The 21696-nt window shown below is 52.6% G+C and carries 19 protein-coding genes; 9 read left to right on the top strand and 10 right to left on the bottom strand.

The features are described 5' to 3' along the window. Window positions 1–10: 10 nt before the first annotated feature. From accD to F3F96_RS07570, 3 genes are all read left to right on the top strand, one after another. Window positions 11–886, top strand: coding sequence for an acetyl-CoA carboxylase, carboxyltransferase subunit beta (accD, locus tag F3F96_RS07580; RefSeq protein WP_176962643.1), 876 nt, complete (start codon window positions 11–13; stop codon window positions 884–886). 9 nt (window positions 887–895) lie between these two features. Then, complete coding sequence (locus F3F96_RS07575) at window positions 896–2029, top strand: folylpolyglutamate synthase/dihydrofolate synthase family protein (RefSeq protein WP_370465519.1); 1134 nt, start codon at window positions 896–898, stop codon at window positions 2027–2029. Between the two features lie 84 nt (window positions 2030–2113). Next, on the top strand, window positions 2114–2458 hold the full coding sequence (locus F3F96_RS07570; RefSeq protein ID WP_176962642.1) for a response regulator: 345 nt from the start codon (window positions 2114–2116) through the stop codon (window positions 2456–2458). A gap of 11 nt (window positions 2459–2469) precedes the next feature. Here the strand turns inward: F3F96_RS07570 and ilvN are convergent, their stop codons facing one another. The 8 genes from ilvN to F3F96_RS07530 form a co-directional block, all read right to left on the bottom strand. Next, a complete protein-coding gene (gene ilvN, locus F3F96_RS07565) occupies window positions 2470–2967 on the bottom strand; it encodes an acetolactate synthase small subunit (RefSeq protein ID WP_176962641.1) in 498 nt (165 codons plus the stop codon). Then, window positions 2964–4664, bottom strand: coding sequence for a biosynthetic-type acetolactate synthase large subunit (ilvB, locus tag F3F96_RS07560; protein ID WP_176962640.1), 1701 nt, complete (start codon window positions 4662–4664; stop codon window positions 2964–2966). The genes ilvN and ilvB overlap by 4 nt, the downstream gene beginning before the upstream one ends. A gap of 156 nt (window positions 4665–4820) precedes the next feature. Then, entirely contained in the window at window positions 4821–5306 is a 486-nt protein-coding gene (rimI, locus tag F3F96_RS07555) for a ribosomal protein S18-alanine N-acetyltransferase (protein WP_370465518.1), read from the bottom strand. Then, entirely contained in the window at window positions 5266–7524 is a 2259-nt protein-coding gene (topA, locus tag F3F96_RS07550) for a type I DNA topoisomerase (protein ID WP_176962639.1), read from the bottom strand. Before topA ends, rimI begins: the two co-directional genes overlap by 41 nt. Before the next feature lie 8 nt (window positions 7525–7532). Next, window positions 7533–8639: a DNA-processing protein DprA gene (gene dprA / locus F3F96_RS07545; protein WP_370465517.1), complete on the bottom strand. Its 1107-nt coding sequence runs from the start codon at window positions 8637–8639 to the stop codon at window positions 7533–7535. Window positions 8640–8652: 13 nt separating this feature from the next. Next, window positions 8653–9699, bottom strand: a complete 1047-nt coding sequence (locus tag F3F96_RS07540) for a LysM peptidoglycan-binding domain-containing protein (protein ID WP_176962638.1) — start codon at window positions 9697–9699, stop codon at window positions 8653–8655. 91 nt (window positions 9700–9790) lie between these two features. Beyond that, window positions 9791–10405: a glycerol-3-phosphate 1-O-acyltransferase PlsY gene (gene plsY / locus F3F96_RS07535; protein ID WP_176962637.1), complete on the bottom strand. Its 615-nt coding sequence runs from the start codon at window positions 10403–10405 to the stop codon at window positions 9791–9793. Next, window positions 10402–11355, bottom strand: a complete 954-nt coding sequence (locus F3F96_RS07530) for a complex I NDUFA9 subunit family protein (RefSeq protein WP_176962636.1) — start codon at window positions 11353–11355, stop codon at window positions 10402–10404. The genes plsY and F3F96_RS07530 overlap by 4 nt, the downstream gene beginning before the upstream one ends. A 199-nt stretch (window positions 11356–11554) precedes the next feature. Here F3F96_RS07530 and F3F96_RS07525 point away from each other — a divergent pair, with 199 nt between their 5' ends. The 6 genes from F3F96_RS07525 (at window position 11555) to F3F96_RS07500 (ending at window position 16939) form a co-directional block, all read left to right on the top strand. Continuing rightward, window positions 11555–13312 (top strand): long-chain fatty acid--CoA ligase, encoded by a 1758-nt coding sequence (locus tag F3F96_RS07525; protein WP_241697721.1) that lies wholly within the window; start codon window positions 11555–11557, stop codon window positions 13310–13312. Window positions 13313–13460: 148 nt separating this feature from the next. After that, on the top strand, window positions 13461–13745 hold the full coding sequence (locus F3F96_RS07520; protein ID WP_176962634.1) for a type II toxin-antitoxin system HigB family toxin: 285 nt from the start codon (window positions 13461–13463) through the stop codon (window positions 13743–13745). Between the two features lie 12 nt (window positions 13746–13757). Beyond that, window positions 13758–14957: an ImmA/IrrE family metallo-endopeptidase gene (locus F3F96_RS07515; RefSeq protein WP_186338929.1), complete on the top strand. Its 1200-nt coding sequence runs from the start codon at window positions 13758–13760 to the stop codon at window positions 14955–14957. 333 nt (window positions 14958–15290) lie between these two features. Beyond that, window positions 15291–15872, top strand: a complete 582-nt coding sequence (locus tag F3F96_RS07510) for a hypothetical protein (protein WP_176962632.1) — start codon at window positions 15291–15293, stop codon at window positions 15870–15872. Between the two features lie 54 nt (window positions 15873–15926). Further along, window positions 15927–16307, top strand: a complete 381-nt coding sequence (gene apaG, locus F3F96_RS07505; RefSeq protein WP_176962631.1) for a Co2+/Mg2+ efflux protein ApaG — start codon at window positions 15927–15929, stop codon at window positions 16305–16307. Next, the gene (locus tag F3F96_RS07500; protein WP_176962630.1) at window positions 16304–16939 is read left to right on the top strand and encodes a glutathione S-transferase; all 636 of its coding nucleotides are present in this window, start codon (window positions 16304–16306) and stop codon (window positions 16937–16939) included. The genes apaG and F3F96_RS07500 overlap by 4 nt, the downstream gene beginning before the upstream one ends. A gap of 24 nt (window positions 16940–16963) precedes the next feature. On the opposite strand, the gene F3F96_RS07495 is transcribed toward F3F96_RS07500, so the two are convergent. Next, window positions 16964–17287 carry a hypothetical protein gene (locus F3F96_RS07495; RefSeq protein ID WP_176962629.1) on the bottom strand — a complete coding sequence of 108 codons (324 nt, stop codon included), beginning with the start codon at window positions 17285–17287 and terminating at the stop codon, window positions 16964–16966. A 200-nt stretch (window positions 17288–17487) separates the two neighbouring features. Further along, window positions 17488–21693: a DNA-directed RNA polymerase subunit beta' gene (gene rpoC / locus F3F96_RS07490; RefSeq protein WP_176962628.1), complete on the bottom strand. Its 4206-nt coding sequence runs from the start codon at window positions 21691–21693 to the stop codon at window positions 17488–17490. Between the last annotated feature and the right edge of the window lie 3 nt (window positions 21694–21696).

Below are 21696 nucleotides of genomic sequence, written 5' to 3'. Positions count from 1 at the left end.
GGTCACCACTATGAGTTGGTTTACACGCCTGATTGAAACACCAAAAAACATTCTCAAGTCGAGCGCCAGTGACGCGGGTTCGCCCGAAGGGCTGTGGGTAAAATGCCCGAGCTGTTCTGAGGCGATCTATAATAAAGAGCTGGCGCGCAACGGCATGGTCTGCTCCAAATGCAACCATCATCTGCGCATGTCTGCCCAGCAGCGCGCTGATCTTCTCTTTGATGCCGATACCGTTGAGCAGTTGGACACCGAGCTGCGCTCTGAGGATCCGCTCAACTTCAAGGATAAAAAGAAGTACAAAGACCGCACCCGCGATGCCAACAAAAAGGCTGGCCCGGAAGATGCGATTCGCAACTATATCGGTGATATTCAGGGACGTACTGTTTCCGCCTCCATTTTCGAATTCTCCTATATGGGCGGCAGCATGGGCTCGGTGGCCGGTGAGAAGATTGTGCGCGGCATGGAACATGCGCTGGAGCGTGGCTGCCCCTATATTCTGATCGCCGCATCCGGTGGCGCACGTATGCAGGAGGGGGTGCTCTCACTCATGCAGATGGCCAAAACCTCATCCACCGTTAATCGACTGAACGAAGCCAAACTGCCATTTGTCTGCCTGCTCACCGATCCGACCATGGGTGGTGTATCAGCATCCCACGCCTGGCTGGGTGATATCATTATTGCTGAACCGGGTGCACTGATCGGTTTTGCCGGTCCACGCGTGATTCAGGAGACTGTAGGTCAGAAGCTGCCTGAAGGGTTCCAGCGTTCAGAGTTCCTGCTTGAGCACGGCCTGATCGATGCGGTTGTCGACAGAGCTGATCTGCGCGACTACCTGAGCACTGCCTTCAACCATTTGACCGACCGCTCCTTCCGCCAAAGCGCCTGATCTATTTGCGTGAGCGTTAAGCCACAGAGCATTGAGCAGTGGCTGGCGGAGTTGGGCGCTCCCTCTGCGGATCGCGACTACAAACCGGGCCATGAACGACTACTCTCTCTGCTCTCACAGCTGCAACTGCATCGTCCGAAGCTGCGTATTCGCGTTGCCGGCACCAACGGTAAAGGCTCCACCTCATGCATGCTGGCCGCAGCTCTGCAAACGTGTGGGCTGAAGGTTGGTCTCTACAGCTCGCCACATATTCTTGAATTCAACGAGCGCATCCGCATCAACGGCAAGCCTGTCGCCAACAGCCTCATTGAGAAGAGCCTGAACCACCTGATGCCACATGCGCTTAGCATCGGCACCTCCTACTTTGAAACGGCTACAGCTGTGGCGCTCGATCTCTTCTCCCAGGCGGCTGTCGATGTTGAAATCCTTGAGGCCGGTGTTGGAGCACGGCTGGATGCCACGACAGCCGTGCCTGCTGATATGGCACTGATCACCCCGATCGGACTGGATCATCAGAACTGGTTAGGTGATACGCTGCCACAGATCAGCGGCGAGAAGGCCTATGCCATGCTTGGCTGCGACTTCTCGCTCTCCGCACCGCAACTGGCCGAGGTGAGAAGCGGGCTCACAGCATTTAACCCTGTGCTTAAGTTTATTGAGCCCTGCGACTGGCCACAGCTTGCTGCGCCGGGAGCGCATCAAAGAATCAATGCATCGCTGGCCTACAACGCCATCACAACACTGACTAAAGAGAAACGGATAACGTGTGACCTGACAGCTGCCAGAGAGGCGATCAACCGCTGTCTGATTCCGGGAAGATTGCAGAAGGTGAAGATTGGCAGCGCCAGCATCTGGCTCGATGCGGCACACAACCGCCATGCCATTGAAGCGCTCCTGCCATCACTGCCACAGCTTGCCGATCCTCTGGATGCCATTCTCGTTTTCACCCGCGAGGATCGTTCACTCGATGATTGCCTGCCGCTATTGGCTCCCTTTGCCAGCACCGTGGTAAGTCGATCAGAACGCGTAGATGCCACATCGGCCCTGCAGGAGCAGCTGGCTCTCCATCCACAGGGAACCTTTCTGGTGCTAGGCTCATTCATTACCGTTGCCGAGATTCTTCGCAATCTGCACCGAGGCTAAAACCTGCTGCATTGAGGCCTGCTTACCTCTCATCTATTACAAAGGCTCCGCTTCTGATATTATACTCGGCTGGGGAGAGGTGGCATGAATATATTCATCGTGGATGACAACCCACACATCAACGAACTGCTCGCTTTTCTGCTCACTGATATCGGCTATCAGGTACACGCCTTCGAACACCCCGAACACGCTCTCTCACATATGCGAGAGCAAGAGCTCAAACCGCATATACTGATTACTGATTATAATATGCCCGGCATGAACGGTTATGAGCTGCACCAGCTGACCATTGCGCATGCACCAGATGTTCATACGATTGTGATTTCAGGACGTCCGATCGACAGCGAGATCGGTGGCCTTCATTTCATGCAGAAGCCGTTCAATCCCGAACGCATCATCGAACTGGTGGCAACCTTCAAGCCCGCCTGAGTTCGGAAAATTTAATCGACAGTAAAGCCTTTTGAGCCACGGCGCATACCCAATGGGCCGGTACGGGTCGTTTCAATAATACCGAAGAGCTCCAACTCCATGAGAATTTTGTCCAGCAGATCAACTGTATTGGTGAACTCAAGAATCATATGACTGTCAATGTGATCATCGACCACCTTGGCATCATATTTCTCAGCAAATTCCAGTACGGCATCGCAAGTGTCCGGCCCGACCTTCACCTTCACCATCAGCATACCACGCTCCAGATGCACCGCGTGTGAGATATCTTCAACCTTGATTACAGGAACCAGCTTGTTCAGCTGTTTCTTAATCTGTTCAATAACACGCTCATCACCAATGGTTACCAGTGTCATGCGGCTGACCGTTCTATCTTTCAACGGCGCCACATTCAGCGTCTCGATATTGTAACCGCGCGCCGAGAATAGCCCTGCCACACGGGTCAGAACACCAAATTCGTTTTCAACCAGAACCGTAATTGTATGTCTCATGATAGCACCATCTCGTTCAAGGCTGCTCCGGCCGGAACCATCGGGAATACATTCTCCTCTTTGGATACCGCAACATCGACAATGACAAATTGATCATTCTCAGCCAATGCTCTGTCCAGTGCCGCATCAAGCTCTTCGATCCTGTCGACGCGAATACCCGTACCGCCATAAGCCTCTGCCAGTTTGACAAAGTTGGGCAGCGAATCGAAGTAGGATTGTGAGTAGCGGGACTCGTAGAACATCTCCTGCCACTGACGCACCATGCCCATATAGCCGTTATTGAGAATAATCACGACAACCGGCAGGTTGTACTGGAAAGCCATGGAGAACTCCTGACTACACATCTGAATCGATGAGTCGCCGGTAAAGAGCACCACCTTCTCATCCGGCATGGCGACCTGCGCACCAATGGCCGCGGGCAGTCCATATCCCATCGTGCCCAGACCACCGGAGGTGAGCCAGCGGTGCGGACGATTAAAGCCGTAGTGCTGGGCAGCCCACATCTGATGCTGTCCCACATCCGTTGCTACGATAGCACTGCCATCAGTCTTCTCATGTACCCGGCGAATCACGGTCTGTGGTTTGATCGCGCCCTCGTCAGGCTGATCAAAACCGAGTGAATCCTTAGCCCGCCACTCATCAATCTGCTGCCACCAGAGATCCAGCGCTTCACTGTCAGGCTTGCCATCTTTGCGGGCGATCTCTTCCAGCAGCTGCTTAAGAACTACGCCCACGTCACCCACAATCGGCAGGTGAGCATGAATATTCTTCGAGATTGAGGATGGGTCGACATCAATATGAATCACCTTGGCATCCGGTGCAAAGGCATCCAGACGTCCGGTTACGCGATCATCAAAGCGGGCGCCAATGGCAACCAGCAGGTCACAATGTGAAACCGCCATGTTCGCTTCATAGGTACCGTGCATGCCCAGCATGCCGACAAAATGTTTGTCATCGTGCGGAACGCCACCCAAACCCATCAGGGTATTGGTAACCGGTGCATTCAAAGCGTGCGAAAGTTCACGCAGCAGTGATGCGCTACCGATCGAATTCATAATGCCGCCACCGCTATAGAGTACAGGACGTTTGGCAGTCAGCATCGATCTGACCGCTTTTTTGATCTGACCCGGATGGCCGGTGGTGACCGGCTGGTAGGAGCGCATATTGACCTCTTCAGGCCATACGAATTCGCAAACATCAATACTGATATCCTTAGGAATATCGACCAGTACAGGGCCGGGACGACCGGTTGTGGCAATGTGGAAAGCCTGACGAATAATCAGCGCCAGATCCTCAACACGTTTAACCAGGAAATTATGTTTGGTGGCCGAGCGGGTAATACCGACAACATCGGCCTCCTGAAAGGCATCATTACCGATCAGTGCGGAGGGCACCTGTCCTGAGAAGCAGACAGTTGGAATGGAATCGGCAAGGGAGTCAGCAAGGCCGGTAACCGCGTTGGTTGCGCCCGGGCCACTGGTCACCAGTGCCACACCACATTTGCCCGATACGCGCGCATAACCGTTGGCCGCATGCAGGGCACCCTGCTCATGACGCACAAGATAGTGTTTGAAATGGCTCTGCTGGAAGATCGCATCATAAATCTGCAGCACCGAACCGCCGGGATAGCCAAAGATGGTATCCACACCCTCACGTTTGAGGCATTCAACAAAGATTTCAGCACCGCTCAGTTTCATGGTTATTTCACCGCTCTTAGTAGGAAAAAATAGAAACCGGAAAACTGCACCTGCCTTGCCTGAGGGTCAAGGAATCACAATGGATAAACCTTGTTAAAAACAGGGGAATTGGAGGCTTTTAGAACAACAGGGCTGAAGTCACAGCATTGAACAAAACTAATGAAGTTTCAGATCCATCAGCAGCGCATCCTCTGAGAAACCGCTGGCATCAGCCGCATAATAATTTTTTCTGCAACCACGCTCTTGAAAGCCCAGCTTGGCATAGAGGGCTATCGCCGCGAGGTTGGAGCGCCGCACCTCCAGCAGGACAACAGCAACGCCTGAACTGGAGTCGATGAGGAATCGGGAGATCGCTTCAGCCACTCCCTGACGAAGAAACGATTTGGCTACGGCAATCTGCATGATCTGTGTCTCATCGAGGATAGTCATACTCAGCAGATAACCGGCCAGCTCACCATCAGCTTCGCAGATGATCAGCTCATAACCCGATTCAAGGGCTGAGTAGAGCGATTGCAGCGACCAGCAGGAGTCAAAAGCCTGCCGGTTAAGATTGTAGACGGCAGCAAGATCTTCCATGCCGCCGCTACGAATCGAGAATCGATCAGGCAGCTTCAGGCAGATCCACCTGCTCTTTCCAGCCACAACCTTCACTCACACAGACATGTTCGGTGCCGCGACGTTTGGTTTTCTTTACCGTCACATAGGGCGCATTGCATTGCGGGCAAGGCTTATCAATCGGCTCGTTCCACAACGCATTTGTACATTTCGGGTAGCACGAGCAGGAGTAGAATATTTTCCCGCGCCTGGATTTCTTTTCCAGGAAAGTACCCTTGCCACAAGTCGGGCATGGGATACCCGTATCAACAGGTTTCTCCAATGGCTGAATGTTTTTACAGGCAGGATAAGCTGAACAGCCGAGGAATTTCCCGTAGCGGCCTGCCTTGATCGCCATCAACTCACCGCACTTGTCACATTTCTGGTCGGACAGTTCAGGTTCGGCCTGTTCTGCTGTACCATTCAGCGGCTTGGCCACTTTGCACTCCGGATAACCGGTGCAGGCCAGGAATTTACCATATTTACCCAATTTAATGGCCATCGGCTTGCCGCATTCAGGGCACACTTCATCGGACTCTTCTGATGGGCGCTCAGCAGTAGCCGCCAGATCGACAGCCTCCTTGAACGGCCCCCAGAACTCACGCAATACAGGCTTCCAGCCTGTCTCACCACGCGCTACAGCATCAAGCTTATCTTCAACTGAAGCTGTAAATTTCGGATCAACAATTGCACCAAATGAAGCGACGAGGAATTTATTAACCCAGTCGCCGGTATCGGTTGGCACAAACCGCTTTTTCTCCATATCCACGTATTCTCGTGCACGCAGCACATTCAAAATAGAGGCATAGGTAGAGGGGCGACCAATACCGTTGGCTTCCAGCTCTTTGACCAGTGTCGCTTCGGAAAAACGAGGTTTAGGCTCGGTGAAGTGCTGCTTGGCATTGGCATCTTTGATGGCAATGGCATCGCCCACTGCTAACACTGGCAGCAAACGATCATTATCATCCTTGCCCGGCTCATCAGTACCTTCAATATAGAGTTTACGGAAACCCGGGAAAGCCAGAGTAGAACCGGTAGCTCTGAGCAACAGATCCCCTGAATCAATATCAGCGCGCACCTGATCCAGCAGGGCAGGAGCCATCTGGGAGGCCAGAGCACGTTTCCAGATCAGGCTGTATAATTTCAGTGCATCAGCATCAAGCACTGTTTTCATTGCTGCAGGCGTTCGTAAAATTGAAGAGGGACGAATCGCCTCATGCGCTTCCTGTGCATTTTTGCTCTTGGTTTTAAAACGGCGCGCTTTTTCAGGCAGATATTCGGAACCGTAATCGCTACTGATATGGGAACGCATTTCGGCAATGGCATCTTCAGAGAGTGTTACCGAATCGGTACGCATATAGGTGATCAGACCGACCGGTTCACCATCAACTTCAATACCTTCATACAGCTTCTGGGCTACCTGCATGGTCTTTCTGGCTGTAAATCCCAGCTTGCGAGAGGCATCCATCTGCAACGTGGTTGTAATAAATGGAGGCGACGGCTGTTGTCTGGCCTGTTTCTTCTGTACATCGCTGACCTTAAATGAAGCTTTCGCCACACGCCGTGCCATGACTTTGGCGTTAACTCCATCGGTAATGGCGAATTTACTCAGCGTCTTGCCATCGACCGCATGCAGTTGCGCCTGAAATGGATCGTTGCCAATGCTGCACTCATTATCAATCGTCCAGAACTCTTTGGGTTTGAAATCTCTGATCAGCTGTTCGCGTTCACAGATCAGTCGCAGCGCTACAGACTGCACGCGTCCTGCCGAGAGCCCACTGCGAATTTTGCGCCACAGTAAAGGGGAGAGGGTGAAACCCACCAGATAATCCAGTGCACTACGCGCCTGCTGCGCATCCACCATTTTCATGTCCACTTCAGACGGATTTTCGACGGCTTCAGTAATGGCTTTCTTGGTAATCTCGTTAAAGGTAATCCGTTGAACGGTTTTATCCTTGAGCAGGCCACGATCACGCATCACCTCGGCCACATGCCATGCAATAGCCTCACCCTCTCTATCCAAATCGCTTGCGAGAATAAGTGTGTCGGCTCTCTTCAGAGCTTTGCCAATATCATCCAAACGCTTCTTTTTATCATCAATAATCTGATACGTGATAGCGAAATCGTTATCGGGATCAACAGAACCATCTTTCTTCGGAAACGCACGAACATGACCATAGGAGGCCAGAACTTTATATCCCTTACCGAGATATTTTTCGATCGTTTTCGCTTTGGCGGGAGACTCCACCACGACAACTGCACTCATGTTTATTGTTACTCCGCGCTTAACTGATAACGGCTGCCAGGCAGGCGTTCAATGACGCCCTGCAGCTCAAGGCCGAGCAAGATGGGGGAAAGCTCGGGCAGGGTCAACCCGCAAGTTTCTGTGAGTTCATCCAGATGCAGGCTTTCACGCCTTAATATTTCCACTATTTTCGCCTCATTTTCACTGCCCGGCTGAAACTGTTTTAGCTTCGAGTTCGCCTTGGATCGGCCACCCTGCCAGCCCAGCTGCTGCATCACCGATAGCGGATCATGGGCCAGCCCTGCCCCATCCTGTATCAGTTGATGGCAGCCTGCATGACTGCTTGATAACACCGACCCCGGCACCGCCAATACCTCACGCCCATAGTTGGCTGCGCACCTGGCTGTGATCAGCGAACCCGAACGCAGATCCGCCTCGATCACCAGCGTAGCCTGCGCAAGCGCGGCGATAATACGATTGCGGCGCGGAAACTGTTCCGGTCTTGCCGACTGATCCGGCAGATATTCAGAGATGACACAGCCCTCTCTACAGATCGCCTCCACCTGAGCCTGCTGCGTCTCATTCACGGCGGAGAGTCCGCAACCCAGTACGGCAATCGTAGGAGAGAGCCCATCAAGGCTGCCGCCATGCACTGCAGCATCGATGCCATAAGCCATGCCACTGATGGTGGTGATGCCATGATCAGAGAAGTTACTGCTCCAGCGCCGCGCAATCAGGCTGCCTTCACGACTTGCCCTGCGCGCGCCAACCACCGCCAGCATCTTTTCACTATTGAGACTCTTCACGTCGCCTTTCACAAACAGGATCAGCGGTGCATCATCAATACCGATCAAGGCTTTGGGCCAGAACTCATCATCCGGGCAGATCACTCTGATCTGATCAGCTTCACACTGGTTCATAACAGGGGTTATTGAATCAGCAGAACTGGCCTGTAAGCTCTTTAGCAGCGCAGGGCCAACACCATCAATCTCTGACCAGCTTTCAATCCCGCCGCGCCACAGCGCCTCAACACCTCCGACTGATTCGACAAGCCGGTGCCCCAACATAGGGCCAGCACCACGCACCAGCGACAGGCGCAGCCATAGCTCTGCCTGTTCAGTGGGAGTTACATACACTGTTGAAGAGGTGTTATTGCTGGCCGCTGCTCAGGACGGCGTCGCCAATGTGAGTCGGTGCAGTGGAGTTGGTAATCAGGGCAAGCGAAGCCCTCTCCTGTGGCACCAGCACAATCAGATCACCCACCTTCTCTTTGGGCAGCACTACAGCCTCGCCACCTACTGCATCTTCGACGCTGCGACCACTCTGGTAGATCGACAGAACCGTACCCGCCTTGATGCCATCGTTGATACCGAGGCTGATGCCAAGCACCTGATGCTGGCCTGCTTCGCGCCCGTCATCACGGATATACATCACCGAACCGCTAAGTGCCCTTTCTGCAGCCTGTGGCCGGATTTTGAGATCAGGATCGCGAGCAGGTTTCAGACGGTCGCCGCGAGACATCTCCTCAAACGACTTCTCAACCATACCGCGGTAGGTGCCATCCTCCTGCGAAATAATACGAACCTGACCAAGATGAATCACCAGCACACCCACGGCAGCACCAGTGGCAGGGTCAACCACGGCATCGGTGGTACGGAAGACATCAAAAAGTTCTCCGGCTTTGGCCGGCTGATTCAATTTCATATAGACACGATCATGCACAGCAAAATTGAGTCTATCATCACCTGAGGCGAGCAGATGACCCACGCCCTGCACCTCAGCAGGATTGATAAAGTCCTGCCGCATCAGGGCAGTCATTATAATCGATGAATCAATTTCTCCCTCCAGCCGCTCAACCGGTTTAATCACCACCTTGGGCTGTGGACTAACACTGCTCAGGCCACCGGGACGCGAGCCATCAAACCAGACCTTGTTGCCGGGATAGATCAGATCCGGATTGGTAATATAGAGATTACGCTCCCAGATCTTCACCCACTTCCAGGGGTCCTTGAAAAAGTGATCGGCAATATCCCAGAGGGTATCACCCTTCTTGACGATATAGGGTTGATTCACATCGGCTTTCAACTCATCGGACGCGATCACCCCTTGCATATCAAGCTCGTCAGCCACTACAGCCGGGGCTGTCGCAAACAGAGCGAGCATCGCCAAAATCAGAACAATCGGACTACCTTTCATACCTGCCTCCACGGCCTGTGTAACCTGTTAATCGGGATAATGCCCGATACAAAATGATCTGCACGCACGACACAAATCCTTTAAACATATCTCACGCATCTGAACTGGTTTTACGCGTTTTGCCCATCGCCAGTTCGGTGCCATCAAGCAGCCTGCGAATGTTGCTGGCGTGCTTGGCTGTCACCAGTGAAGCAAAAAGCATGCTAACCAGCAATGCCGGCACTGAACCGCCCGTCATCCAGACCAGCAGCGGCAGGACCAGAGCACCGGCAATCGAGGCCAGAGAGACATAACGCGTGGCCCACATAAGCACGGCCCAGATCAGCAATCCAAGCAGTGCTGCCAACGGTTGCCACGGTAGCATCGCCCCCAGCATGGTGGCCACACCCTTGCCACCCTTGAACTTCAGGTAGATCGGGAAGATATGGCCGATAAAGCTGGCGGCGGCAATAGCGCCAATCCATATCTCAGAGAGCTCCATGGCAACTGCTACTGCCACGGGAATCATGCTTTTGGCGATATCTGCAACCAGCGTCAAAATGCCGACCAGCTTTCCACCGGTACGCATGGCATTGGTGGCACCGATATTGCCACTACCGTGATCACGCGGATCCCGCCGGGTGATGGCTCTGCTCAGCAGCAATCCAAACGGGATAGCGCCAATCAGATAGGCCCCAATAACAGTTAATACAAAATAGATGCTCAAACGCCACCTTTACGATAGCGCGAGCGCATCTGATCCCACTCCTGCTGCTTGGTATCTGCGCAGTTGCCGCAGATATAGGTTGGCAACACATCTTCAAGCGCAGCGGGCTGCCCGAACAGTGCAGGGAACGGCTCCCCTTCAATCACAGAGTCACGGCCAAGAAGAATCAGTTGATCACGGGTGATCGGCGGTGTTGGCAGCACCTGGGTAAAAGCCGCCATCAGAGAGGCCGCCAGCCCCGGCACCGGAATCAGTGTGCGCTTGATATCCAACTCTTTAAGCAGCAGCTCCAGCAGTTCTCTAAAACTGTAGCTTTTCGGGCCACCCAGTTCGAAGGTGGCACCATTCACATGGCGGTTGCCTATTGAGTCGATAAAAGCGCGTGCCACATCCTGCACCCATACCGGCTGGAAGCGGGTTTCGCCCGAGATCACAGGTAATACCGGCATGCTCTGGCTCATGGCCTTGAACTTATTAAAGAAGGAGTCACCCGCTCCGTAGATAATAGAGGGGCGGAAGATGGTGAAATTCAGACCGGAAGCCGAGACCAGCTGTTCTGCCTCGCCTTTGGTACGGGCATAGCTGCTGCCCTCAATCTGACCGGCTCCGAGCGCACTCATATGCAACAGCTGTTTTACGCCGGCCGCCTTGCAGGAGGCAATCACACGCGCTGTACCTTTGACATGGGCAGCCTGAAAATTCTGAGACCCCTTTTCAAACAGCAGGCCGACCAGGTTGATCACCACATCCATGCCTGCAACCGCAGCATCAACTCCATAACCATCAGTAACATCAGCACGCACAAGAGAGACGCCATCCACCAGCTGACCACGTGCTCTGACCGGATGCCGGCAGGCCACCGTCACCCTATGCCCGGCCTGAACTGCCTGCTGCGCAATAGCGCGACCAACAAAGCCGCTACCGCCAATAATACAAAGACGCTGTCCCATGCTACCTCCCAAAGATCTGTTTTGCAGGGTAAGTATGATCCAGACACCGGCAAGGTCAATGCGCATACTGGCATCGCAACCCTTTTCACATAAATATTTTTCGTCTATGCTGTGAAATAGGGGAAGGGAGGTAACGTATTCTTGATATATCATTTTTCTAAACCAGCAAAGGGAATTTAAGGTTTTTATGATCCTCGAGATGCCCGATATCGACAGTGTTCGCAACCTTCCTGAAGCGATGTTCAACATCAGCAAAACTTGTGCAGCCCGCCCTGCCCAGTGGTACCGGAAAAACGGCGAATACCTTCCCATCACCTACGCCCAGTTGGCTCTGCGCATCCGCCATGTTGCCTCCGGCCTCATGCGTGCAGGCGTAAAACCGGGCGACCGTATCGGCCTGCTGATGGAGAACCGCCCCGAATGGGCTGTGATCGATTATGCCATTCTCTCTGTTGGTGCGGTGACCGTACCGCTCTATTGCTCCTACAGGCCTCAGGATATTGCTTATGTGCTGAAAGATTCCGGTGCTTCTCTTGTTTTCACCTCCGGCGGCAATCTGCTGCGCGATCTGAAAAAAGCGGCGACTGAGTGCAAATCAGTCAAACATATCTATGCCACAGATGATGCCGACGATGGCGATCTTATTCGTAATCTCGCCGAGCTTGAGGGTGGCGAACCCGATGACGCGCGGTTGCAGCGGCGACTGGCCAAAATCGAGCGCGATCAGTTGGCCACGATTGTCTACACCTCCGGCACCACGGCCAACCCGAAAGGGGTGATGCTCACTCACGGCAATATCCTCACCAATCTTGAAACCGTACCCAACGTTATCGCCCTATTGCGCGAGGAGCGCATGCTCTCATTTCTGCCGCTGGCCCATACGCTGGAACGTACCGCCAGCCATTTCCTCGCCTACTCCTACGGCATCTCAGTCGCCTTTGCTGAGCGCCCGGACACGGTGGCCAAAAACATGACTGAAGCCAGGCCAACCATCATGGTCTCTGTACCGAGAATGCTGGAGGTTGTACGCAGCCGGGTTCTGGCACAGGTGGCCAAGCAATCGGCCTTTAAACAGAAGCTGTTTAACAGCTATTTCAATCTGGCCCGCAAAGCGACTACCGGCCCTGTTGAAGGGTTAGTGTTGAAGTTGCTCGATAAGCTGGTGGGAGAAAAAATCCGTGCCCGCTTTGGCGGCCGGATGCGCGTTATGGTCTCAGGTGGTGCCCCGCTTAGTCCCGAGGTGTTTGAATTTTTTGAAACGCTCAAACTGCCAATTCTTGAAGGTTACGGCCTTACCGAATCTGCCCCCCTGCTTACCGCCAACCCGATGGCTGACCGACGTATCGGCTCGGTTGGCCTGCCGGGCAAAGGGGTAGAGATCAAGATTGCCGAGGATGGTGAGATCATTGCCCGTGGTGGCAACATCATGCCCGGCTACTGGAAAAACAAAAAAGCGACCAAAGAGTCACTTATCGATGGCTGGCTGCATACCGGCGATATCGGTGAGTTTGACGCCGATGGTTATCTCAAAATCACCGACCGAAAAAAGGATATCATTGTGAACTCCGGTGGTGAGAACATCGCCCCGCAACGCATCGAAGGTTTACTTATTGGGGATGCGGAAATTGAGCAGGTAGTGGTTTATGGCGACCAGAAGCCCTATCTCGTGGCGCTGGTCATCCCCAACCCCGAAGCCTGCAAAGCCTGGGCCGTGCAACAGGGCTTGCCGGAGACCGACTGGGCCCATCTCTGCGATTCAGATATTTTCAAAAAACATCTGCAGACCAAGATCAGCACTATGCTCAAACCTTTGAACCCCTTCGAACAGGTTCGCCGCATTCATCTGCTGCACAAACCCTTCACCATCGAATCCGGCCTGATGACCCCCACCATGAAAATCAAACGCCGCAAAGTCTATGACCAGTATGGTGAAATCCTCGAATCACTCTATTCCTGATTAATTATGTATTGTGTCCCAGAACTTCAGGAGCAATCTAAAAGTTGAGTTTATTTCAAACGACAAATCATCCCAATAAGGTAAAATATTTGACTGTTACCGTTTTGGTAACTATGCTTCCGGTGTTCTGTGAGGGAGAAACAGGGCGATGAGGATAGTCGGCAGGGAGATGTTGCTGAAGTGCGGGAAGAAGCATGCTGATGCCAAAAAGGCTTTGGATGCATGGTTTCACGAAGCGGAAATCAGCAATTGGAAAACAACACAGGACATTAAAAAAAGGTATCGCAGCGCAGATTTTCTGGCTGACAATCGGGTGATCTTCAACATCAAGGGGAATCACTACCGATTGGTCGTCAAAGTGCGCTACCAGAACGGCATCGTAGCTGTCGAATGGGTGGGAACTCATGCGGAATATGACAAGATGAAGTTCTAGAGGAGGTTGGTGATGCATCTTAAAATTATTAAGAATGAAGCTGAGCACCAGCAGGCCCTTGAGGCTTTGCTGACCCTGATGGATGGCAACCCTGCAGAGAATAGCGATGAGGCCGATCAACTGGATGTGCTCTCTCTGCTGATTGAGCGTTACGAGGAAAAAAACTTTCCTGTTGATCTGCCTGGCCCCATCGAGGCCATTCGCTATCGCATGGAGCAGCAGGGACTAACCCAGAAAGATATGGTGCCCTATTTCGGCTCTGCCGCCCGTGTATCGGAAGTATTGAACGGCAAGCGTCAGCTCAGCGTGAACATGATGCGTCAACTGAACAAGAAGCTTGGCATCCCGGCGGAAGTACTGCTGCACGAGGCGGGTGCCGAACTGCCTGTTGCCACGGACAAATGGGATCAGACCGTTCTCAAAGCTATGCTGGAACGCAATTATTTCGATGGGTTTGGTGGCCAACTGAGTGAGTTGAAAGAATACGCCGTAGAATGGACCAAACGCTTCGCGGATTTAGTTCCGGGGATCCCTCAAACCGAACCCGTCCTGCTGCGTACAACGGCACATCAGAGAAGCAACAACAAGCAAGTCGATGAGCTGGCCTTATGGGCATGGCAAACCCGTGTGCAGCAAAAGGCGGCAGCCGAATCGTTAGCCAATCCTTATCAGCCCGGTGTGATCAATCTTGATTTTATGCGCCGTCTGGCGGGTGAATCATGGGCTGAAAGTGGCCCAATTCGTGCCCGCGAACTACTCAACCATCATGGCATTCATCTGATTGTGGAGCCCCACTTGCCGAAAACTTATCTTGATGGTGCAGTGATGCTTGATGCGAGCGGACGTCCTATCATCGCGCTTACGCTTCGTCATGATCGGGTTGATAACTTCTGGTTTACCCTGATGCATGAACTGGCACATGTGGCACTGCATCTGGATGGTACGAAAGTGTTCATTGATGATCTGGATAGCAACAACGAAGTGGACTCGGTTGAAAGCGAGGCAGATGCCTTGGCTTCCGAAGCACTCATTCCGGCAGAGGAATGGACAAGAGCATTGATTTTGGTCGAGACTGATATTTTCGATCTTGCTCGGAATCTCCACATTGCACCTGCCATTGTGGCAGGTCGACAGCGCAAGGAATCGGGCAACTATCGCAAATTCACCAAGCTGATTGGTAAAGATCAGGTGCGTTGCCAATTCCACATCTAGGGCCCCTAAGTCAGGCAAGCCACCAGCGCTTACGGCTTGTATAGCTACGCCCCATCACATCAGGTGTAGAAATACTCGCCCACTCTTTGTTTTGAATCAGCAGAGGGCCAACACTGGTTTATGAAGTGCTCTGAATATCTCCTCTTCGCCGAACCCAGGCACTGAGACAATTGCTTAAACAACTGCCTGCTCTTAGTTCCCGATAGCACAATGCTAATTTGCTGTAGAAACTTTGACCTGCAGGCAAGGGTGGCAGATTCCGGTTCTGCATTTAGAATCAGCGGGTGAGCGCCGTTATATTCTAAGCGCTCTGCCCATAAGTGGAGTGGAGAGATGATCAAACGTTATACATTGATGAAGCTGCATATGATCTTTGCTTCGGTGGTTTTTCCGATCACGGTCATGTTCTTCATCACCGGAGCGCTCTATATCCTGGAGATTAAACCCGACGTCGCCAGCGAAGAGTTCCGTATTGAGCTTGATCAGCCATTTCCGGCTGATGCCAAACTGCTCAAGGCGGTTGCGGCTAAAGAGCTGGCCAGACGAAACATCTCCGAACCACTGGGCAGATACAAATTGAAATGGGACTCCGATCTACAATCCGATTATCTCTTCTGGGACGGTGAGAACCACTGGCTGAAGATTCGCCCCTCCTCCAGCAATGCCAATGTGGCAGTGTTGAAACTCTACGACCCCGGCATCTATAGCCGCTTTATGAGCCTGCACAAAGGCAATGGTAAAGACTCATTCAACTATTTCGTGGTCGCTATGGCGATTGCCATGATGCTGACCCTGTTCAGCGGCGTGATCATCGGCATCAGTCTGCCCAAACTGCGACCTATGGTGCTCTACTCCATGGGTACGGGCACACTGATTTTTTTCGGGCTGATGTTTTATAGCCAGTTTGTCGGATAAAACCCTTACGCGCACAGGTGTGAAAATTGACTGCTGCCCTGCTATGGTCTGCCTGTGAATATAACTGACCATCCCATTAAAGTAGAAGTTCGCACTGAGTATGCGGCCGAGCATTCCGACCCTGCCCAGGATCGCTACGTCTTTATCTATTACATCAGTATTGTTAACAATGGGGATGAACCGGTACAGCTGATCTCCCGCTACTGGAAAATCATGGATGCCAGCGGCCAGATCGAAGAGGTGCGCGGCGAAGGGGTTATCGGTGAACAGCCGGTGATTGAACCAGGCCGTGAACATTTCTATAACAGCTTCTGTATTCTGGAGACACCGGTTGGCTGCATGCAGGGCAGCTACCTGATGCAGTGTGAAAATGGTGAACAGTTTGATGCTCCGGTTGCGCTCTTTTCACTGGCCGTGCCCGGCAGCCTGAATTGAGGCCTGAACGGCTACCGATCCTCTACAGCTTCCGTCGTTGCCCCTACGCCATGCGCGCCCGTATGGCACTGACCCATGCCGGTATCCAGTGTGTTGTCAGAGAGATCCTGCTCAAAGAGAAACCGGCCGAGATGCTCGAGATTTCGCCCAAGGGCACTGTGCCGGTTCTATTGTTGCCGGATGGCGAGGTGCTCGATGAAAGCCTGGATATTATGCGCTGGGCCAATGCACAGCATCATGACCGGTTGGATAATGAATCTGCTGAAAGGCTGATAGATCGCAACGACAGCTACTTCAAATTCCATCTTGATCGTTATAAATATCCGCAACGCTTTCAACCGCAAACAGATGCTGCTTTTCACAGAGAGCAGGCCAAACTGTTCCTCGCTGAGTTGGAGCAGTCTCTGGCGGGACAGAGCAATCTCTGCGCCGAACAGGCCTCGATGGCTGATATCGCTATATTCCCCTTCATCCGCCAGTTTGCTTCCGTAGAACCAGAACGGTTTGTCTCTCGTCCCTATCCTCATCTGCAGGCCTGGTTAAAGCACTGGTTGGATAGTGACCTGTTCAGTTCTGTGATGACTCGCCACGCTCTGTGGCATCCGGGTGATACAGAGCAGTTGCTCTTTTAATGGTAAGACTGCAATCAATACCGATCAGCTGAGCAGATCGATCTGTTCAATTAAACCGTGCGGGTCTGAACTGTTCAGATAGACAGTGGAGCTGCACTGCGCAGTTCGACCGCTGACACGGCCATTGCTACCGCGATCCAGTGCCAGAAAAGCACTCTCATTGGCAAACAGTGGCAGTTGCTCTGCTGTCTCATGCTGAACCTGTCGTGCCTCTACAGAGATATCGAGCTGATCATGGTCACCTTCATGGGGCTCATCCACAGCTAACGGCCAGGATTGCTCTCTTCCCATCCTGCGCGACGACTTATGTCTGCTGTATAACTCAACAGAACTGTCTTTGATTCTCATCTCTATTCCAGTTGTTCATACTTGAAACTATCGCTAAATCAGCCCTGCACTTTATTTAGTGATCGCTAAGAGCGCTCTCTGCCCCACCGCGTTAACCTTTTTAGCCCTGAACGATATGTTTAGTTCTGTCTGATAGTTTTGAATTATGGCAAAAAAAAGGGCGCCAGAGGCGCCCTTTTCCGATTTTCTGAGTAACAGGCTTATGCCGCCTCACCCTCTGCTGCATCAGCAGGACGATCATCAATAACCTGACCGAGCTCTTCGAGAATATCCGCTGCCGGAGCCTTCTCAACGATCTCTTCAGCCACCTCAATCTCATCCACTGCAGGTTTTGGTGCATTGCGTGTTGCAAGACCTGTACCCGCTGGTAGCAGACGACCGAGAATCACGTTCTCTTTCAGACCCAGCAGCCAATCCACTTTACCTGCAAGCGCAGCCTCAGTGATCACACGCGTGGTCTCCTGGAACGATGCCGCAGAGATAAACGAATCGGTATTCAGGGAGGACTTGGTGATACCCAGCAGGATCGGTTCAAAAGTAGCCGGAGCCTTGCCCGCAGCAACCAGTTTACGGTTGGTCTGCAGAACATGTTTACGTACAGGCTGCTCGCCTGCCACATAAGTTGACTGACCCGGATCATTGATCTGAACCTTACGCATCATCTGACGAGCAATCACTTCGATATGCTTATCGTTGATCTTCACGCCCTGCAGACGGTAAACCTCCTGAATCTCATCAGTCAGGTAACCGGAGAGTGCTTCAACACCGAGAACCTTAAGGATGTCCTGTGGTGCAGGAGAACCTTCCATCAGACGTTCACCACGACGTACGCGGTCGCCTTCCTGAACAAGGATCTGAGAACCCTTAGGAATCTGGTATTCCAGATGATCAGAACCATCAGTCGGCTCAACATACACACGACGTTTACCGCGGATATCCTTACCAAAGGAGATCACACCGTCAGCGCCGGCAATGAATGCCAGGTTCTTCGGTTTACGTGCTTCGAACAGCTCGACAACGCGTGGCAGACCACCGGTAATATCCTTGGTCTTGCCTGCTTCACGAGGAATACGTGCAAGAACTTCACCTGCTTTCAGCTCCGTCTCGTTTTCAACGTTGAGGATTGCGCCAGGTGAGAGGAAGTAACGGGCCGGTGTATTGGTACGCTCCAGCACAATCGGATCGCCTTCCGGATCTTTTGGATCCACCAGATGAATCTGCGGACGCAGTGCATCTTTACGGGTATCAGCCTGCTGAGTTACAACACGGCTTGAGAGCCCTGTTACCTCATCAGACTGCTCACGCATGGTGATACCCTCTTCCAGATCGACGAAACGAATCTTACCGTCGGTCTCGGCAATCAGAGGCATGGTGTATGGGTCCCACTCAGCCAGCTTAACGCCAGCCTTGGTTGCATCGCCATCTTTAATCAGCAGATGTGCACCGTATGGGATACGATGACGCTCCATCTCTTTACCCTTACCATCAACAATCACAGTTTCAGTATGACGGTTAATAACAATCTCGGAGCCCACGCTATCGGTTACGGTAATCGCAGCTTCAAGTTTCACAGTGCCGCCGAATTTCGCTTCAACGTGCGCCTGCTCAGCAGAACGTGATGCAGTACCACCAACATGGAAGGTACGCATGGTCAGCTGGGTACCCGGCTCACCGATCGACTGTGCAGCAATCACACCAACAGCTTCACCGATTGAGACCGGCGTACCGTGGGCCAGATCGCGGCCGTAACAGTTGGCACATACGCCATCTTCAGCTTCACAGGTCAGTACCGAACGGATACGAACATTCTCAACACCGGCATCATCAATCTTGTCAGCCAGCTCCTCATTGACCATCGCACCGGCAGGTGCAATCTCAACGCCGGAGATCGGATCAAGTGCAGACTCAAGCAGCACACGCCCGAGAATACGCTCATACAGCGGCTCAATTACTTCACCACCCTCAACAAGCGCGGTCAGGGATACGCCACCATCGGTGCCACAGTCCTGAATGCGAACAACCGCATCCTGGGCCACATCAACCAGACGACGGGTAAGGTAACCGGAGTTCGCAGTTTTAAGTGCGGTATCGGCCAGACCCTTACGTGCACCATGGGTAGAGATGAAGTACTGCAGAATGGTCAGGCCTTCACGGAAGTTTGCAGTAATCGGTGTTTCGATAATCGAACCATCCGGTTTGGCCATCAGACCACGCATACCGGCCAGCTGACGAATCTGCTGAGCAGAACCACGCGCGCCGGAGTCGGCCATCATATAGACAGGGTTAAAGCTCTTCGCCTCTTCCTGCTTGGTACCATCAGCACTGGTCAGAAGATCAGTAGAGAGGTTGTCCATCATGGCGCGGGCAACTTTTTCAGTGGTATGTGTCCAGAGATCGACCACCTTATTGTAGCGCTCACCAGCGGTAATCAGACCATCAGCATACTGCTTCTGCACCTTGGCCACTTCAGCTTCAGCTGCAGCCACGGTCACATATTTACTCTCAGGAACCACCACATCACACAGGGCAAAGGAGGCACCGGACTTGGTTGCGTAAGCATAACCGAGAACCTTCAGGCGATCGGCCAGAAGTACGGTCGCCTTGTTACCGGCGAAGCGGTAGCACTGCTCAATCAGGGTGCCCACATCTTTCTTGGTCAGCTCACGATTCACTGCAGAGAATGGCAGCTCATCAGGCAGGATTGTAGAGAGGATGGCACGACCCACGGTGGTGTGCTCACGTTTTCCGCGAACACGGCAGACAATACGGCTGTGCAGATCAACAGCACCAGCATCCATTGCACGTTCTACCTCATCGGAAGAGGAGAAGACCATATCTTCGCCTTTACCGAATGGACGCTCACGCGTCAGGTAGTAGATGCCCAGAACCATATCCTGTGTAGGTACAACAACCGGGCTACCGGTAGCTGGTGAGAGGATATTGTTGGTCGACATCATCAGAGCACGACACTCTGTCTGCGCCTCAATAGAGAGCGGCACATGTACAGCCATCTGATCGCCATCGAAGTCGGCGTTGAATGCGGTACAAACCAGCGGGTGCAGCTGAATCGCTTTACCTTCAATCAGAATCGGCTCAAATGCCTGGATGCCAAGACGGTGCAGGGTTGGTGCACGGTTAAGCATAACCGGATGCTGATGAATGACTTCAGCCAGAATATCCCACACTTCCGGGATGCCCTGCTCAACCAGCTTCTTGGCAGCTTTAATGGTATTGGCCAGACCGCGCAGCTCAAGCTTGTTGTAGATAAACGGCTTGAACAGCTCAAGCGCCATCTTCTTAGGTAGACCACACTGATGCAGTTTAAGTTCAGGACCCACCACGATCACCGAACGACCGGAGTAATCCACACGTTTACCGAGCAGGTTCTGACGGAAACGACCCTGCTTACCCTTAATCACATCAGAGAGTGATTTAAGCGGACGACGGTTGTTACCGGTAATCGGCTTGGAGCGACGATCATTATCAAACAGTGCATCAACAGACTCCTGCAGCATACGCTTCTCATTACGGGTAATGATTTCAGGCGCATTGAGCTCCAGCAGACGTTTGAGACGGTTGTTACGGTTGATCACACGACGGTAGAGATCATTCAGATCGGAGGTCGCAAAACGACCACCATCCAGTGGTACCAGCGGACGAATTTCAGGTGGCAGAACCGGGATCACTTCCAGAACCATCCACTCAGGACGGTTACCGGAACCGAGCATCGCTTCAACAGTAGAGAGACGCTTGGTCAGCTTGGTCAGCTTGGTGACAGCCTTGGTTGCCAGAATCTGAGCACGCAGGGACTGGCGCTCCTCATCCAGATCGATGTTCTTAAGCATCTCGCGCAACGCTTCTGCACCCATGGCAGCACGGAACTCTTCGCCGTACTCTTCAAAGGCTTCGATATACTCCTCTTCGGTGAGAATCTGGAACTGCTCCAGAGAGGTCAGACCCGGATCGAGAACGATATAAGACTCGAAATAGAGTACGCGCTCCAGCTCTTTGAGTGTTTTATCCAGCAGCAGACCGATACGTGATGGCAGGCTCTTGAGGAACCAGATATGTGCCACAGGCGCAGCCAGATCAATATGACCCATACGCTCACGACGAACCTTGGACTGAATCACTTCTACCGAACACTTTTCACAAACAACACCACGATGCTTGAGGCGCTTGTATTTGCCGCACAGGCACTCGTAATCCTTGATCGGGCCAAAAATTTTGGCACAGAAAAGACCATCGCGCTCAGGTTTAAAGGTACGATAGTTGATTGTCTCCGGCTTCTTCACTTCGCCATAAGACCATGAACGAATTTTTTCGGGACTGGCCAGACCAACCTTCAGGCCATCGAATTCCTCGATGCTTGAAGGTTTCTGGAACATCTTGAGAAGTTCTTGCATAAC

It is taken from the genome of Mariprofundus sp. NF, from assembly GCF_013387455.1.
Classification (GTDB): Bacteria; Pseudomonadota; Zetaproteobacteria; order Mariprofundales; family Mariprofundaceae; genus Mariprofundus.
Note: the sequence above shows the minus strand (reverse complement) of the source record. Positions and strands in the feature narration are given on the sequence as shown.

Excerpts from the sequence above, each read along its gene's own strand:
- accD (WP_176962643.1), top strand. The coding sequence starts at position 11 with ATGAGTTGGTTTACACGCCTGATTGAAACACCAAAAAACATTCTCAAG.
- F3F96_RS07570 (WP_176962642.1), top strand. The coding sequence starts at position 2,114 with ATGAATATATTCATCGTGGATGACAACCCACACATCAACGAACTGCTC.
- ilvN (WP_176962641.1), bottom strand. The coding sequence starts at position 2,967 with ATGAGACATACAATTACGGTTCTGGTTGAAAACGAATTTGGTGTTCTG.
- ilvB (WP_176962640.1), bottom strand. The coding sequence starts at position 4,664 with ATGAAACTGAGCGGTGCTGAAATCTTTGTTGAATGCCTCAAACGTGAG.
- topA (WP_176962639.1), bottom strand. The coding sequence starts at position 7,524 with ATGAGTGCAGTTGTCGTGGTGGAGTCTCCCGCCAAAGCGAAAACGATC.
- F3F96_RS07540 (WP_176962638.1), bottom strand. The coding sequence starts at position 9,699 with ATGAAAGGTAGTCCGATTGTTCTGATTTTGGCGATGCTCGCTCTGTTT.
- F3F96_RS07530 (WP_176962636.1), bottom strand. The coding sequence starts at position 11,355 with ATGGGACAGCGTCTTTGTATTATTGGCGGTAGCGGCTTTGTTGGTCGC.
- F3F96_RS07525 (WP_241697721.1), top strand. The coding sequence starts at position 11,555 with ATGCCCGATATCGACAGTGTTCGCAACCTTCCTGAAGCGATGTTCAAC.
- F3F96_RS07520 (WP_176962634.1), top strand. The coding sequence starts at position 13,461 with ATGAGGATAGTCGGCAGGGAGATGTTGCTGAAGTGCGGGAAGAAGCAT.
- F3F96_RS07515 (WP_186338929.1), top strand. The coding sequence starts at position 13,758 with ATGCATCTTAAAATTATTAAGAATGAAGCTGAGCACCAGCAGGCCCTT.
- F3F96_RS07510 (WP_176962632.1), top strand. The coding sequence starts at position 15,291 with ATGATCAAACGTTATACATTGATGAAGCTGCATATGATCTTTGCTTCG.
- F3F96_RS07495 (WP_176962629.1), bottom strand. The coding sequence starts at position 17,287 with ATGAGAATCAAAGACAGTTCTGTTGAGTTATACAGCAGACATAAGTCG.
- rpoC (WP_176962628.1), bottom strand. The coding sequence starts at position 21,693 with ATGCAAGAACTTCTCAAGATGTTCCAGAAACCTTCAAGCATCGAGGAA.